At 74.3% G+C, this 15,089-nt stretch carries 12 protein-coding genes; 8 read left to right on the plus strand and 4 right to left on the minus strand.

The window, feature by feature from the left end:
* The coding region (locus EDJALFJO_RS05765; RefSeq protein ID WP_088283111.1) for an ABC transporter permease subunit at positions 1–1,049 on the plus strand (1,049 nt) is incomplete at its 5' end.
* 15 nt (positions 1,050–1,064) lie between these two features.
* On the opposite strand, the gene EDJALFJO_RS36280 is transcribed toward EDJALFJO_RS05765, so the two are convergent.
* Entirely contained in the window at positions 1,065–2,057 is a 993-nt protein-coding gene (locus tag EDJALFJO_RS36280; RefSeq protein WP_088283114.1) for a hydroxymethylglutaryl-CoA lyase, read from the minus strand.
* Between the two features lie 628 nt (positions 2,058–2,685).
* Between EDJALFJO_RS36280 and EDJALFJO_RS35370 the strand changes: the two genes are divergently transcribed.
* The 5 genes from EDJALFJO_RS35370 to EDJALFJO_RS05800 all read left to right on the plus strand — a co-directional run bounded on the left by EDJALFJO_RS35370 (position 2,686) and on the right by EDJALFJO_RS05800 (position 9,392).
* A complete protein-coding gene (locus EDJALFJO_RS35370) occupies positions 2,686–3,384 on the plus strand; it encodes a GntR family transcriptional regulator (protein ID WP_088283117.1) in 699 nt (232 codons plus the stop codon).
* Positions 3,385–3,425: 41 nt separating this feature from the next.
* The gene (locus EDJALFJO_RS05785) at positions 3,426–4,637 is read left to right on the plus strand and encodes a CoA transferase (protein ID WP_088283135.1); all 1,212 of its coding nucleotides are present in this window, start codon (positions 3,426–3,428) and stop codon (positions 4,635–4,637) included.
* A gap of 145 nt (positions 4,638–4,782) precedes the next feature.
* A complete protein-coding gene (locus tag EDJALFJO_RS05790) occupies positions 4,783–6,843 on the plus strand; it encodes a hydantoinase/oxoprolinase family protein (RefSeq protein ID WP_088283119.1) in 2,061 nt (686 codons plus the stop codon).
* 30 nt (positions 6,844–6,873) lie between these two features.
* The gene (locus EDJALFJO_RS05795) at positions 6,874–8,751 is read left to right on the plus strand and encodes a hydantoinase B/oxoprolinase family protein (RefSeq protein ID WP_088283121.1); all 1,878 of its coding nucleotides are present in this window, start codon (positions 6,874–6,876) and stop codon (positions 8,749–8,751) included.
* A 14-nt stretch (positions 8,752–8,765) separates the two neighbouring features.
* Entirely contained in the window at positions 8,766–9,392 is a 627-nt protein-coding gene (locus EDJALFJO_RS05800) for an isochorismatase family protein (protein WP_088283123.1), read from the plus strand.
* A 188-nt stretch (positions 9,393–9,580) separates the two neighbouring features.
* Here the strand turns inward: EDJALFJO_RS05800 and EDJALFJO_RS05805 are convergent, their stop codons facing one another.
* The 3 genes from EDJALFJO_RS05805 to EDJALFJO_RS05815 form a co-directional block, all read right to left on the minus strand.
* Positions 9,581–10,291: a hypothetical protein gene (locus EDJALFJO_RS05805; protein ID WP_233149703.1), complete on the minus strand. Its 711-nt coding sequence runs from the start codon at positions 10,289–10,291 to the stop codon at positions 9,581–9,583.
* A gap of 167 nt (positions 10,292–10,458) precedes the next feature.
* Positions 10,459–11,163: a GntR family transcriptional regulator gene (locus tag EDJALFJO_RS05810; RefSeq protein WP_143448313.1), complete on the minus strand. Its 705-nt coding sequence runs from the start codon at positions 11,161–11,163 to the stop codon at positions 10,459–10,461.
* Positions 11,164–11,272: 109 nt separating this feature from the next.
* Positions 11,273–11,917, minus strand: a complete 645-nt coding sequence (locus tag EDJALFJO_RS05815; protein ID WP_088283129.1) for an SSI family serine proteinase inhibitor — start codon at positions 11,915–11,917, stop codon at positions 11,273–11,275.
* A 47-nt stretch (positions 11,918–11,964) separates the two neighbouring features.
* Here EDJALFJO_RS05815 and EDJALFJO_RS05820 point away from each other — a divergent pair, with 47 nt between their 5' ends.
* Positions 11,965–12,297: a rhodanese-like domain-containing protein gene (locus EDJALFJO_RS05820; RefSeq protein ID WP_088283131.1), complete on the plus strand. Its 333-nt coding sequence runs from the start codon at positions 11,965–11,967 to the stop codon at positions 12,295–12,297.
* A gap of 55 nt (positions 12,298–12,352) precedes the next feature.
* Positions 12,353–14,713 (plus strand): thiamine pyrophosphate-dependent enzyme, encoded by a 2,361-nt coding sequence (locus tag EDJALFJO_RS05825; protein ID WP_088283133.1) that lies wholly within the window; start codon positions 12,353–12,355, stop codon positions 14,711–14,713.
* The last annotated feature ends 376 nt before the right edge of the window (positions 14,714–15,089 follow it).

Genomic DNA, 15,089 nt, shown 5'->3' on the forward strand with positions numbered 1-15,089 from the left:
CCCACGGCGACGGCGCCGCCGACGCGGGCCACGGCGCGACGGGCGGGCTGCCCGCGCTGCTCCTCGCGGAGGCGCACCGCTTCTCGGCCCGCCGGTTCATCCGCTGGCTGCTCGGCCTCGCCGTCGTCGGGTACGTCGTCGTCGTGCCGCTCGTCGGCATCACCCAGTTCGCCCGGACGACGGACGACGTCCGGGCGCAGGCGCGCGCCGAGATCGCGCGGATCGTGGCCGACCAGAACGCCTACCGCACCCAGTGCCTGGCCACGCCGGTGCCGCCCGAGGCCGGCGAGGGGACGACGGCCGAGGAGTGGTGCGGCCCGGCCACGACCGGGTCGGACCTTCGCGTGGAGGACTTCCTCCCCAAGCAGCCCTTCGCGCTCGCCGACTACCTGCAGCCCGGCGCGCTCGCCGTCGGCATCGCCGTCGCCGCGCTGCTCTTCGTCGTCGGCGCGACGTGGATCGGCGCGGAGTGGTCGGCCCGCACGATGATGGCGCTGCTGTTCTGGGAGACGCGCCGGCTGCGGGTGCTCGCGGCGAAGACGGCCGTGCTCGTCGCGGTCGCCGCCGTCGTCGCGGTCCTCGCCCAGCTGGCGTGGGCCGGTTCGGCGTGGGCGATCGCCTCGACCCGGGGGTCCACGGGCCCGCTGCCGAAGGGCTTCTGGGGCGACGTCGTCGCGCTCGGCGGCCGCACGGTGCTGCTCGCCGTCCTCACCGCGCTCCTCGGGATGGGGGTCGCGCACCTCATCCGCTCGACCGGGGCCGCGCTCGGCGTCGGGTTCGTCTACTTCGCGGTCGTCGAGAACGCCGTCGGCGCCGTCCGCCCGGGGTGGCGGGAGTGGCTGCTCACGACGAACGCCGGCGCGCTCGTCGTCAAGGGCGGCGTGACGATCGCCGTGCCGGGCAAGGCCGTCGACTCGGGGTCCGGCCAGATCGTCGAGTTCACCGAGAAGAACATCTCGAACCTGCACGGCGGCCTCGTCATCGGCGCCGTCGCCCTGCTCCTGCTCGGCGTCGGTGGCTGGCTGTTCCGCCGGCGCGACCTCACCTGAGCGCGGGGACGGCGGTCAGGCCGGCGGGAAGGTGCCGGCCCGGCCGAGCAGCGCGGGTGTCTCCTTGCCGAGCTCGCCGCAGACCCAGGTGCCCGTGCGGGCCATCGCCCCGAGGTCGACGCCGGTCGTGAACCCGCTGCGGTGCAGGAGGTACAGCAGGTCCTCGGTCGCGATGTTGCCGGTCGCGGCGGGTGCGAACGGGCAGCCGCCGATGCCGCCGGCCGAGGAGTCGAGCACCTCGACGCCGGCCTCGACAGCGGCGAGCGCGTTCGCGTAGCCGGTGTTGCGGGTGTTGTGGAAGTGCGCGCGCAGCCGCACCGGGTCGCCGTCCGGGGTGCGGCCGTCCATCGCGCGGATGCCCTCGACGAGGGCACGGACCTGGGCCGGGACACCGACCCCGATCGTGTCCGCGATCGCGAGCTCGTCGTAGCCGGCGGCGAGGCTGCGACGTGCCATCGCGAGGACGGCGTCCGGGTCGATCTCGCCCTCGAACGGGCAGCCGAACGCCGTCGAGATGACGACGCTCACGCCGACCCCGGCCTTGCGGGCCTGCGCGGCGATCTCGTCGGCGGCGTCGAGCATCTCCTCGACGCCGGCGTTCTGGTTGCGGCGGGAGAAGGTGTCGCTCGCGACGACGACGACGTTCACCTCGTCGACGCCGGCGTCGAGCGCCCGGGTCAGGCCGCGCGGGTTGAGCACGAGGCCGATGTAGCGGACGTCGTCCGGCGCGATCTCCTGCCCGGCCTCCTCGGCGGCCCGGTCGAGGAACCCGGGGGCCCGGACGGCGGCCATGACGGCCTCGGCGTCGGCCATCTGCGGCACGAGCCGGGGGTGCACGAAGCTCGTCGCCTCGACCCGCCGGACGCCCGCCGCGAGGGAGCGCCGGATCAGCTCGACCTTCGCCGCGGTCGGCAGCAGGGTCGCCTCGTTCTGCAGCCCGTCGCGCGGCCCGACCTCGACGATCTCGACCGGCCGGCCGGCCGGGGGGCGCACAGCGTCGTCAGCCATCGCATCAGCCATCGCATCAGCCATGCCCTCGAGCATCGCANCTCGAGGGCATGGCTGATGCGATGGCTGATGCGATGGCTGACGACGCTGTGCGCCCCCCGGCCGGCCGCCGTCCGCGGGCTCACCGTCCTCGTCGTCGTCGAGACGGTGCTCCTCGCCCTCGTCACGGTGCTCGCCGTCGCCTCGGCCGGGATCGGGTTCTCCGCGCGCGACCAGGGCGGCCTCGGGGACGTCGCCGCGCTGCTCTCCGCGCTCGCCGCCGTCGTCGCGGCGGCGCTCGTCGTGCTCGGGGTGCTCACGCTGCGCGCCGTCCGCCGCCGGGCCCGGGCGCTCCAGCCGCTGAGCGCCGCGCTGCACGTGCTGCCGGTCGCGCTCCTCGGCTCCGCCGCCACCTCGGGGGTGCCGGCGCTGCAGCGCCTCGCGGTGTTCTGGGCGCTCGTCGCCGTCGTCGGCCTCGCCGAGACCTACTGGCCGTCGACGACGCGCTGGCTGCGCGACGCCTGAGGCTGTCGGCACTCTGCATGCAATCGCCATGAGTCCCTGAAGTTCTGTGCTCCGACGTCTTGTCTGGGCAGAACCGGCGACCTAGATTGCATGCAATCCAGCCCGCCCACCTCGGGGAGGTGTCGTGTCGCAGGCGTCCGACCGGGTCTACACGGCGCTGCGCGCGGGCATCCTCGACGGCCGCTACGGCTTCGGGGACCGGCTCGGCGAGATCGAGGTCGCGGCCGACCTCGGGACCTCCCGGACGCCGGTCCGCGAGGCGCTGCGCCGGCTCGGCTCCGAGGGCCTCGTCGAGGTGCTGCCGAACCGCGGCGCCCGGGTCCGGACGTGGACGGCGCAGGATCTCGAGGAGACCTACGAGCTGCGCGCCGTCCTCGAGGGCCTCGGCGCGCGGCGGGCCGCCGGCCAGGTCACCGCGGAGGTCGTGGACGAGCTCGCGGCGCTCGCCGCCGAGATGGTCACTGTCGACCCGAGCCTCGGCCACCGGCCACCGGGCGACTTCGCCGACCTCGCCGCGCTCAACGCTCGCTTCCACGCCGTCATCGTCGGCGCGGCCGGCAGCGACCGGCTCGCGGCGACCCTCGCCGGGCTCGTCCAGCTGCCACTCGTCATGCGCACCTACCACCGGTACACCCCGGCCGCGCTGGCCCGCAGCCACGCCCACCACCACGAGATCGTCGACGCGCTGCGGGCCGGGGACGGCGCCTGGGCGGAGTCGGTCATGCGCTCGCACGTGCTCGCCGCGCGCGCCGTCCTCCTCGCCTCGCACCGGGACGGCGCGACCGGCACCGCGGCCACCGACCCCGAAGGGCAGGCATCGTGACGGACGACGGAACGCCGGACGCCGCGCGTGACGCCTCCGCGATGCCGGCGGCGCAGCCGGGCGACGGCCCGCTCGCCGGGATCCGCGTCGTCGAGATGGGCTCGCTGCTCGCCGGCCCGTTCTGCGGCCAGCTCCTCGGCGACCTCGGCGCCGAGGTGCTCAAGATCGAGCCGCCCGGCGTCGGCGACCCGATGCGCCAGTGGGGCCGGGAGAAGCCGCACGGCCAGTCGCTGTGGTGGCCGGTCGTCGCGCGGAACAAGAAGTCCGTCACGGTGAACCTGCGGACGCCGCAGGGCCAGGACCTCGTCCGCCGGCTCGTCGCGACGAGCGACGTCGTCGTCGAGAACTTCCGGCCCGGCACCCTCGAGCGCTGGAACCTCGGGTACGAGGCGCTCGCCGAGGTCAACCCGCGGCTCGTCCTCACCCGGGTCACCGGCTTCGGCCAGTCCGGTCCCTACTCGCCGCGGGCCGGGTACGGCTCGATCGGCGAGGCGATGGGCGGCATCCGGTACGTCACCGGTGACGCCGACCGGCCGCCGTCCCGGGCCGGGATCTCGCTCGGTGACTCGCTCGCCGCGACGTACGCGTGCATCGGCACCCTCGCCGCGCTCACCGAGCGGGAGCGGTCCGGGCGCGGCCAGGTCGTCGACGCGGCGATCTACGAGGCGGTCCTCGCGATGATGGAGAGCCTCGTCACCGAGTGGCAGGTCGCCGGCTACCAGCGCGAGCGCACGGGCGCGATCCTGCCGAACGTTGCGCCGTCCAACGTCTACCCGACGAAGGACGGCCAGACGGTCCTCGTCGCGGCCAACCAGGACACCGTCTTCCGCCGGCTCGCGGCGGCGATGGGCGAGCCGGAGCTCGCGGACGACGAGCGGTACGCGACGCACGGCGCCCGCGGCAGCGCGCAGGAGGAGCTCGACGAGCGGATCTCCCGCTGGTCGGCCGGCTACCTCGCCGACGACCTGCTTGCCCTGCTCGAGGAGCACGGTGTGCCTGCGGGGCGCACCTACCGGGCGCAGGACATGCTGCGGGACCCGCACTTCGCGGCCCGCGGCTCGATCGTCCGGGTGCCCGACAAGCGGTTCGGCGAGCTCGCGATGCAGAACGTCGCACCCCGGCTGTCCCGCACCCCCGGCTCGGTCCGCTGGACCGGCCCCGACCTCGGCGAGCACACCCGCGCGGTGCTCACCGGCATCCTCGGCCTTTCCGACGGCGAGGTCGACGAGCTCGCCGCCGCCGGTCACGTCTGACCGCACGTCCGACCCCGCCCGACCCGCACGTCCGAGCACTGCGCACCACCGAACGCGTTCCAGCGCAACAGTTCCACCGCAGAAGGTCCTACCGTTCCGCGGCCCCACCCCACCGCATGAGACGTAGCCCCCTGGAGGAACAGCCATGACGTACCGGCTCGGAGTGGACGTCGGTGGCACGTTCACCGACCTGCTCCTCATCGACGAGGACACCGGCGCGACGCACCGCGCGAAGACCCCCTCGACGCCCGCCGACCAGTCGGTCGGGGTGCTCGTGGGCATCGACAAGGTCTGCTCCCTCGCGGGCATCGAGCCGTCGGCGATCGACCACGTCATGCACGGGACGACGGTCGCGACGAACGCCGTCCTCGAGGGCAAGGGCGCCACGGTCGGCCTCGTCGTGACCCAGGGCTACAAGCAGGTCCTCCAGGTGGCCCGTTCGTTCGTGCCCGGCGGTCTCGCCGCGTGGATCATCTGGCCCAAGCCGGAGCCGCTCGCGGCGCTGGAGAACACGGTCGAGGCCGTGGAGCGGGTCGACGCCCGTGGCGAGGTCGTCACCGCGCTCGACGAGGACGACCTGCGCACCAAGCTGAAGTACCTGCGGGCCCAAGGCGTCGACGCCGTGACCGTCGCGCTCATCAACTCGTTCGCGAACACCGCGCACGAGCAGCGGATCGGTGAGCTCGTCGCCGAGGAGATCCCCGGCGTCCCGATCTCGCTGTCGAGCGTGATCCTCCCGGAGATCCGCGAGTACGAGCGCACCCTGACGACGGTCGCGAACTCCTACGTCCGCCCGACGGTCGGCCGCTACCTGACGAACCTCGAGGCGGCCCTGCGCGGCAAGGGCATCAGCGGTTCGCTCCACGTGCTGCGCTCGGACGGCGGCCTCGCCGGGGTCGGGGCGGCGACCGCCGCACCGGTGCAGCTGCTCATGTCCGGCCCCGCGGGCGGGGTCTCCGGCGCGTCCTGGGTGGCCCGGCAGTCCGGCTACTCGGACCTGCTGACGTTCGACATGGGCGGCACGAGCACGGACGTCGCGCTCGTCCAGGACGGGCAGCCGCGGATCGGCCGGGAGACGACGGTCGGCTCGCTCAACGTGCGGGCGTCGTCCGTCGACGTCCGCACCGTCGGCGCCGGCGGCGGCTCGATCGCGCACGTCCCGGAGCTGACGAAGGCGCTGCGGGTCGGCCCGCAGTCCGCCGGGGCCGAGCCGGGCCCGGCCGCGTACGGCCGCGGCGGCGAGGCGCCGACCGTCACCGACGCGAACGTCGTCCTCGGCTACCTGCCGCCGAGCCTCGTCGGCGGCGAGATGACCCTCGACGTCGAGGCCGCGCGGGCCGCCGTCCAGACCGTCGCGGACGCGATCGGTCTCGCGGACGCCGAGACCGCCGCCGCGGGCATCGTCGACATCGTCAACGAGAACATGTTCGGGGCGCTGCGCCTGGTGTCGGTGCAGCAGGGCTTCGACCCGCGCGACTTCGCGCTCGTCGCGTTCGGCGGCGCGGGCCCGTTGCACGCCAACGCGTTGGCGAAGCTGCTCGGGTCGTGGCCGGTCATCGTGCCGCCGTCGCCCGGCGTGCTCTGCGCGTACGGCGACGCGACGACGAGCCTGCGCGACGAGAGCGCGCGCACGTTCATCCGGCGGTTCTCCGAGACGAGCGACACCGAGGTCGCCGAGGCGCTCGCCGAGCTCGCCGCCGAGGCACAGGGCCGGCTCGACGCCGAGGGGGTCGCGCGCGAGGACCAGACCGTGACCTACACGGTCGACGTCCGCTACCACGGGCAGGGCTTCGAGGTGCCGGTGCCGGTGGACGCCGCCGCCCTCGGCGACGGCGGCCTCGCCGCCGTCGGCGCCCGGTTCGACACCGAGCACACCCGCCTGTTCACCTTCGCCCTCGACGCCGAGCACGAGCTCGTCAACCTGCGGGCCGTCGTCACCGGCCGCCCGCCCACGGTGAGCGCACCGGAGCTGCCCGCGGGCACCGCCGACGCGTCCGCCGCCCGGGTCGGCGACACCCGGGTCTACGTCGACGGCGCCTGGGCGGACGCCGGGCTCTACGACCGCGCGCTCCTGGCCGCCGGCAACGTCGTGACCGGCCCCGCGGTCGTCACGGAGATGGACTCGACGACGCTCGTCCTGCCCGGCCACGCCGGCACCGTCGACGCCGTCGGCACGATCCTCATCCGCCCCCTCGACGCCGCCTGAGCGCGCGCCCCGCAACGGAAGGAGCACCCCATGGCCACGCTCGTCGAGACGAACACGACCCCGCTGGCGGCGGTCGACGTCGACCTCGTCACGGTCGACATCATCGAGAACGCCCTGCGCAACGCCCGCTACGAGATGGACGCCGTCCTCTTCCGGACGGCGATGAGCCCCGGCATCCGGGAGCAGCACGACGAGTTCCCGCTCATCGCCGACCCGGACGGCAAGATGGTCGTCGGCCAGTTCGGCCTGTCGATCCCGGACTTCCTCGCCGGCTTCGACGGCACGGTCGAGGAGGGCGACGTCCTCATGACGTCGGACCCGTACGCCTGCGGCGCCGCGATCAGCCACGCCAACGACTGGCTCGTCGTCATGCCGATCTTCCACTCCGGGCGGATCGTCGGCTGGTCGGCGATGTTCGGCCACATGACGGACGTCGGCGGCAAGGTCCCCGGCTCGCTCCCGACGGACGCCACCTCGATCTTCGAGGAGGGCGTCCTCATCCCGCCCTTCAAGCTGTACAAGAAGGGCGAGCTCAACGACGACATGCTCCGCCTCATCCTCAACCAGGTGCGGATGAAGGACTGGAACCGCAGCGACCTCAACGCGATCGTCGCGGCGTGCCGCACGGCGGGCCGCCGGATCGTCGAGCTGTGCGACCGGTTCGGCCCGGAGACGTACGTCTCGACGCTCAACGCGTTGCTGCAGCGCAACTTCCTCGCGATGAAGCAGCTCATCGCGACGACGATCCCGGCGGACGAGACGCTGACGTTCACCGACTACATCTGCGACGACGGGATGGGCTTCGGGCCGTACAAGATCCACTGCTCGATGTACCGGGAGGGTGACGGGGTCGTCCTCGACTTCACGGGCACCGACCCGCAGTCACCGGGCTCGATCAACTACTACCTCAACGAGAACCTCTACAAGATGTTCTTCGGGATCTACATGATCATGGTCTTCGACCCGCAGATCCTGTGGAACGACGGCTACTACCCGCTCGTCGACGTCCGGATCCCGCAGGGCACCCTGCTCAAGCCGGACTACCCGGCGGCGCTGTCCTGCCGCACGCACGGCCTCGGGCGGATCTTCGACATCCTCGGCGGTCTGCTCGGGCAGCGGCAGCCGGAGTTCCTCTGCGCGGCCGGCTTCTCGTCGTCCCCGCACCTCATGTACTCCGGCAACCGGACCGACACCGGCGAGTGGTTCCAGCTCTACCAGATCGGCTTCGGCGGCATCCCCGGCCGCCCGTTCGGCGACGGCCCCGACGGGCACTCGCTGTGGCCCTCGTTCACGAACGTGCCCAACGAGTTCCTCGAGGCGTACTTCCCGCTGCGGATCGAGCGGTACGAGACGGTCGCCGACTCGGGCGGTCCGGGGTTCTTCCGCGGCGGCAACGGCGTCGACATCGCCTACCGGTTCCTCGAGCCGGGGACGATCTCGATCCACGACGACCGCTGGTTCACCTACCCGTGGGGCGTCAACGGCGGCGAGCCCGGGATGCGCTCGCGCAAGTGGCTCGACCGCGCCGACGGCAGCCGCGAGGTGCTCCCGAGCAAGTGCGACAACGTCAAGGTCCTCGTCGGCGACGTCCTGCACTACGTGACGTGGGGCGGCGGCGGCTTCGGCGACCCGTACACCCGGGACCCGGCGCTCGTCGCCCTCGAGGTGAAGCGGGGCCTGGTGACCGCGGAGGGCGCGGCCCGGTACGGAGTCGTCCTCACCGGGGACGGCGGCGTCGACGAGGCGGCGACGTCCGCGCTGCGCGAGCGGTTGTCCGCCGAGCGCGGCGGCACGAAGGTGTTCGAGTTCGGCCCGGCGATCGACGAGCTGCGCGAGCGGTGCCTGGAGGAGACCGGCCTGCCCGCCCCGCAGCCGCCGGTGTTCCGCCGGGTCGTCGCGCCGGCCTGACCGGGAGCCTCCCGATGACGCAGCCGCACCCCGACCCCGGCGACGCCGAGCCGGGCTTCGGGGTGCGGCTCGGCTTCGGGTCGGCCCCGGCCGTGCTCGTCGTCGACGTCGCGATGGCCTACCTCGACCCCGCGTCCCCGCTCTACGCGGGTGTCGAGGAGGCCGTCGCCTCGGCGGCCCGGGTGGTCGCGGCCGCCCGGGCGGCCGGGGTGCCCGTCGTCCACACCAAGGTGGTCATCGCCCGCGGCGGCGCGGACGCGGGCCACTTCTGGCGGAAGGTGCCCGCGCTGCGCGTCTTCGAGGAGGGCAGCCCGCTCGCCGAGCCGGCCCCCGCCCTGGTGCCGCTGCCGGGCGAGGTCGTCGTGACGAAGCAGTACGCGTCGGCGTTCTTCGGGACGACCCTCGCCTCGACCCTGCGCGCGCTGGGCGTCGACACCGTCGTCCTCGTCGGGCTCACGACGAGCGGGTGCATCCGGGCCAGCGCCGTCGACGCGCTCCAGCACGGGTTCGTCCCGGTCGTCGTCGCGGACGCCGTCGGCGACCGCGACCCGCGCCCGCACGCCGCGAACCTCTTCGACCTCGGCGCCAAGTACGCCGACGTCGTCAGCGAGGCCGAGGCGGTCGCCGCGCTGTCCCGGTGAGGGCGGTCGGTGCGGGCTGCACGGGTGTGCAGCGATGGGTGCATGGATCCGGGCGCTCCGGCACCGCGAACCATGCACCCACGGCTGCACGCCACCAGGGCCGCCCGCCACACTCCCCAGGAGCACCCGTCGCACACCACCGAGCGCCCCGCCGCCCGGCGAGGTCAACCGGGCCGCTCACCCACGGCTCAGCGGTACGTGACCGTGAACGTCGTCGTCTTCTTGTCCTTCGCGGGCCGCAGCTCGAGCGCGGCGAGCTTGTTCGCGACCGTGACGGTGCACGTCCGCACGCCGCTCGGGCTGGCCTGCCCGAACGTGCAGTCGCGGCTCTTGAGCGCGGCGACGACCTTGGACGTCGGCTTGCCCGCGGCGACGGTCGTCGAGACGGCCTGCCCCTCGGGCGGGACGACGATGCCCTCGGTCATGCAGCCGGTCCGGGCGACCTCGGCGGCGCCGCCGGCGGCCTGGCGGGCGGCGTCGAGCAGCCAGGTCTCCAGGGCCGCGCCGGCCGCCACCTGCGAGGCCGAGCACTGCGGCGGCCCGGACACCCGCTCGTAGAGCGCCTTGCCGGCGGCGGCGGTGCCGACGACGGCACCGCCTGCGGCGACCGCGATGAGCCCGAGGACCCCCATGAACGCCAGCGCCGCCCGCACCGGGCGCTCGCGCTCGACGGTGACGACCCCGAGCGGCGGCGCGTCCTGCGGGCCGGCCTCGGCGAACACCGCCCGCAGGTCGAGGATGGTCGTCGGCGCGTCCTCGTAGACCGGCATCGGCGGCTGCCGGTACGCCCTCGCGACGTCGCGCCCTGTGCTCTCCCGGCCCGGTCCGCCCCCGCCGTCCGGTGATGCCTGCCCGGCACCCCCGTCCGGCTGGCGGCCGTGCTCGACCCCCGTGTCCATGACCACGACGAACCCCCCTGAGACATCGGCGGCCTCCGACCACCGAGAACCGAAGTGTGCACCGTGCGGCGCCCGCGCTCAAGGCACCGGAGCACACCCGTGACCCGGCTGTGACCTGCGGCGATGACAGGAGCGCGGCGGGCGCCCCGGCAGCGGTGCCGTGCGGGTCAGGTGAGCCGTTCGACGATGAGGCGCAGCGAGAACTCGACGTGCGCGCGGGCCGCCCGTTCGGCGGCGTCCGGGTCGCGCCCGACGATCGCGTCGAGGATCGCCCGGTGCTGCTGGTTGGAGTCCGTGACGTCCTGGAGGTCGTACCGCTGGGCGAGCTGGATGTTGAACGAGTAGAACCGGTTGCTGTCGGCCAGCCGCTGGAAGTACCCGTTGTTCGCGGCCTCGGTGATGAGCTGGTGGAAGGTCGTGTTGAAGTCGACGAACGTCGGGTTGCCCCGCCCGGGCTCCTGCGGCCGGGCGTCGAAGAACGACGACAGCGCGGCGACCTGCTCGTCGGTGGCGCGCTGGCAGGCCAGCCGGGCCGCGTAGCCCTCGAGCGCCATCCGGACCTCGTAGATGTCCTTGATCTCGTCGATCGTGTGCTCGTAGACCACCCAGCGCCGGCGGTGGCTCACGATGAGCCCGTCGGCGGCGAGCCGCTGCAGGCTCTCCCGGATCGGCGTCCGGCTCACGTTGAGCCGCTCGGCGAGGTCGACCTCGACGAGGTGGTCCCGGGGCCGCAGCCGGCCCATGAGGATGTCGTCGCGCAGGGTCCGGTAGACGTCGTCGGCCAGCCGGACGACGCCGCCCGAGCCGGTCGCGGCCGGGGACCCGGCGTCCGGTGCGGGTTGCTCGACGTGCTCCACTGCGTCGTGCGCCACGGATCCCTCCTCCCCGCACCCGGCCTGTCCCGAGGTTCCGACGAGGATGGCACGTCGGGCCCGCCGCGACGCTATGACGCTCGTCGCGTCACCCGTCCGTGATCTCCGGTCAGACCCCGCCCGGCGGCAGGAGACCGATCATGGCCGTCCAGCGCTCGACCTCGCAGACGTTCTCGAGGGTGAACTGGCTCTTCACCGGTGCGCCGCGCCAGGTCCCCGTGACGAGCGCCTTCTGCGGGCCGCCGTACTGCTCGGCGCACGTCGTCGACGTCGACGCCTTCAGGGCCTTCGCGCCGTTCGCCCCGAGGACGCCGCACGCGACCGCCGCCGCCGGGTGCGAGCCGCCGGCCGGGTCGCACGTGAGCGTCCACGTCGCACGGATCCCGAAGCCGTCGTCGAGCAGGATCTTCAGGTTCGCCGACCCGGCCGCCGCGGACGGCGTCCGGCCGCTGCCGGTGACCTTCGCCGTCGGCTCGTCCCAGGGCACGAGCGTGCTCGTCCGGTCCGGCCCGGCGTAGACGGTGCGGGTCGCGACGGGGTCCTGGCGCGCCGTCCGGGTCGCGCTGCGGGTCTTCGACGTGGGCGCCGACGAGCTCGCGGACGTCGGTGCGGCTGCCGGGGCCGACGTCGTCGAGGACGACGGCGCGGCGGACGGCGTCACCGTCGCGGGGCCCGAGCAGGCGGCGAGCGTCGTCGCCAGGAGCACGACGGCCGCCGGCACCACGGCCCCCCGTGCCGTCCGGAGCGTCACCACCCTGGAAGGATAGGTGCCGCCGCGTCGTCGTCCGTGGAGGTCAGCCCATGTTCCCCCCGTCGGTCCCGTCCGTGGCCGCGAGCGCCGTCCCCGCCGGTGCGCACATCGTCGACGTCCGCGAGGACGACGAGTGGGCCGCCGGTCACGTCGAGGGCGCCCTGCACATCCCGCTGGCGGACGTCCCGGTGCGCCTGGGGGAGATCCCGGCCGACGCGGACGTCTACGTCATCTGTCGTTCCGGCGGTCGCTCCTCACGCGCAGTAGCATGGCTGTCACAGAACGGTGTCGACGCGATGAACGTCGACGGAGGCATGGGAGCGTGGGCGGATGCCGGTCGCCCCATGGTCAGCGAGACCGGGGCAGAGCCGTTCGTCCGCTGACGCCCCCGCCGCCCCCGCTCCGGACGCCGGCCCTGCCCCGTTCCCGCAGCCACGTATGAGCCCCCCTGCCGCCGTGACGCTCGCCGGCCCCGGCGCCGGTACCGAGCTCGTCGCGCACCTCACGCCGGTGCTCGAGGCGCTCGGGTCGCCGCGCCCGCCGGGTGCGCCGTCCGGTCCTGCCGGTGCCGTGCCCGCGGGTGCCGGGCCGGGTCCCGGCACGGGCCCGGCCGCCGAGCCGTCGTCCCCGGCCTGCCTGCTCCACGAGGCCCACCCCGAGGACGCCGCCGCGCTGCTCGCGATGCTCGACGCGCAGATGGCCAGCCGGTGGCTCGACGTCGCGGCCCGCCGGCTGCGCGCGCTCGGCGAGGGCTTCTACACGATCGGCTCCGCGGGCCACGAGGCGAACGCCGCCGTCGCGCTCGCGCTGCGGCCGACCGACCCCGCGCTCCTGCACTACCGCTCCGGGGCCTTCTACCTCGCGCGCTCGGTGCAGGCCGGCCGCACGGACGGCGTGAGCGACGTCGCGCTCGGCCTCACCGCCGCCGTCGACGAGCCGATCGCGGGCGGCCTGCACAAGGTCTTCGGCCACCCGGACCTGGCCGTCGTCCCGATGACCTCGACGATCGCCAGCCACCTGCCGCGCGCGCTGGGCATCGCCTGGGCGCTCGGCCGGGCGTCCGGCCTGCCCCAGCGGCTGCGGACGCCGCTCGCCTGGCCCGAGGACGCCGTCTCGGTCGCGACCTTCGGCGACGCGTCGGCGAACCACTCGACGGCGACCGGCGCGATCAACGCCGCCTGCTGGGCGGCCCACCAGGGGGCCAGGCTGCCGCTGCTGCTCGTCTGCGAGGACAACGGCCTCGGCATCTCGACCCGGACGCCGACCGGCTGGGTCGAGGCGATGTTCGGCTCCCGGCCCGGCCTGGAGTACGTCGCGGACGACGGCACCGACCCGCTCGCGACCCTCGCCGCGGCCCGCACCGCCGTCCGGGTCGCCCGGGACGAGCGCCGTCCGGTGCTCCTGCACCTGAGCACGGTCCGGATCGGCGGGCACGCCGGCTCCGACGTCGAGGCGTCCTACCGCGCGCCGCGCGAGATCGCCGACGACCTCGGGCGCGACCCGCTCGCGGTGTCGTTCCGTGCCGTCGTCGAGAGCGGGGTGCTGTCGGCCTGGGAGCTGCACGCACGCTGGCACGCCGTCCGGGACCGGGTCGCCGAGGACGTCGACCGCGCCCTCGAGACGGCCCGCGCGCCACAGGGCCGGCTCTCCGGCTACGAGCAGGTCATGGCGCCGATCTCGCCGCGGGACCCGGACCGGGTCGCCGCCCTCGCCGGGCGCAGCGCGGACGACGTCGAGCGCAAGGCGGCCTTCGGCGAGCGGCTCCCCGAGGACGAGGGCGGGCTCACCCTCGCGCAGGCGATCAACCGGACCCTGCTCGACGCGGGCGCCCTGCACAAGCACCTCGTCGTGCTCGGCGAGGACGTCGCCCGCAAGGGCGGGGTCTACGGCGTGACGCGCGGGCTGCAGCGCCGGCTCGGGGCGTCCCGGGTCGTCGACACGGTCCTCGACGAGCAGACGATCCTCGGGATGTCGCTCGGCGCGGGCCTGTCCGGCCTGCTGCCCGTGCCGGAGATCCAGTACCTCGCCTACCTGCACAACGCCGAGGACCAGCTCCGCGGCGAGGCCGCGACGATGCAGTTCTTCAGCCAGGGTGCCTACCGGAACCCGATGGTCGTCCGGGTGCAGGGGCTCGCCTACCAGAAGGGCTTCGGCGGCCACTTCCACAACGACAACGGGCTCGGGGTGCTCGCCGACGTCCCCGGCCTGGTCGTCGCCTGCCCGGCGCACCCCTCCGACGCCCCGGCGATCCTGCGCACCTGCCTGTCCGCGGCCGAGGTCGACGGCACCGTGAGCGTCGTCGTCGAGCCGATCGCGCTCTACCACGAGCGCGACATGTTCGCCGAGGGCGACGCCGCCTGGCTCGCGTCGTACGCGCCGCCGTCCACGTGGGGGATGGGGCACGTCCCGATCGGCCGTGCCGCGACGTGGGGCACCGGCACCGACCTGACGATCGCGACCTTCGGCAACGGCCTGCGGATGTCGCTGCGTGCGGCCGCCGTCCTCGAGCGCGAGGGGATCGGCGTCCGCGTCGTCGACCTGCGCTGGCTGCGCCCTCTGCCGGTGGACGACGTCGTCCGCGAGGCGCGCGCGACCGGCCGGCTGCTCGTCGTCGACGAGACCCGGCGCACCGGCGGGATCTCCGAGGGCCTGCTCACCGGGGTGCTCGAGGCCGGCTTCCAGGGCCGGGTCGCCCGGGTCTGCGCCGAGGACTCCTACGTGCCCCTCGGGGACGCCGCCAACCTCGTGCTCGTCCAGCAGGAGGACGTCGAGTCCGCCGTCCGGCTGCTCCTCGCCTGAGGTTCGGGGCTGGTTCCGCGTCGGGCGGGGTGGGCTCCGACGGCGGGGCGCGTCCTCTGGCGCGTTCTGCACGCTACGTCGGGCGTTGTCTGGTGTCTGACGCAGACTACGTCGCGTCCTCTGGTGGCTTGTGCACGGGCGTCGCGTTCTCTGGTGAGGAAAGCACCCCAAAACGTTCGTTTGGGGTAGTTATGGCTCCACAGGACGGGGCCCGCGTGCTGCACCTCTGGGGGAGCGCCGCATGGTGTGCGGGAGGCGCCAGAGGACACCGGGCGTAGGGTGCGCCACCCGCCAGAGGACGCGCCCGTTCGGTGCGGAAGCCGCCAGAGGACGCCGACCAGCGCGCCGCCTCTGACCGCCCCCGCCCGCCCCCGAC

Source organism: Kineosporia sp. A_224, assembly GCF_002198655.1.
Lineage (GTDB): Bacteria > Actinomycetota > Actinomycetes > Actinomycetales > Kineosporiaceae > R-H-3.

Coding starts and splice junctions, on each gene's coding strand:
- EDJALFJO_RS36280 (WP_088283114.1), bottom strand. CDS start 2,057: ATGGCTGACGACGCTGTGCGCCCCCCGGCCGGCCGGCCGGTCGAGATC.
- EDJALFJO_RS05785 (WP_088283135.1), top strand. CDS start 3,426: ATGCCGGCGGCGCAGCCGGGCGACGGCCCGCTCGCCGGGATCCGCGTC.
- EDJALFJO_RS05790 (WP_088283119.1), top strand. CDS start 4,783: ATGACGTACCGGCTCGGAGTGGACGTCGGTGGCACGTTCACCGACCTG.
- EDJALFJO_RS05795 (WP_088283121.1), top strand. CDS start 6,874: ATGGCCACGCTCGTCGAGACGAACACGACCCCGCTGGCGGCGGTCGAC.
- EDJALFJO_RS05800 (WP_088283123.1), top strand. CDS start 8,766: ATGACGCAGCCGCACCCCGACCCCGGCGACGCCGAGCCGGGCTTCGGG.
- EDJALFJO_RS05805 (WP_233149703.1), bottom strand. CDS start 10,291: ATGGACACGGGGGTCGAGCACGGCCGCCAGCCGGACGGGGGTGCCGGG.
- EDJALFJO_RS05820 (WP_088283131.1), top strand. CDS start 11,965: ATGTTCCCCCCGTCGGTCCCGTCCGTGGCCGCGAGCGCCGTCCCCGCC.
- EDJALFJO_RS05825 (WP_088283133.1), top strand. CDS start 12,353: ATGAGCCCCCCTGCCGCCGTGACGCTCGCCGGCCCCGGCGCCGGTACC.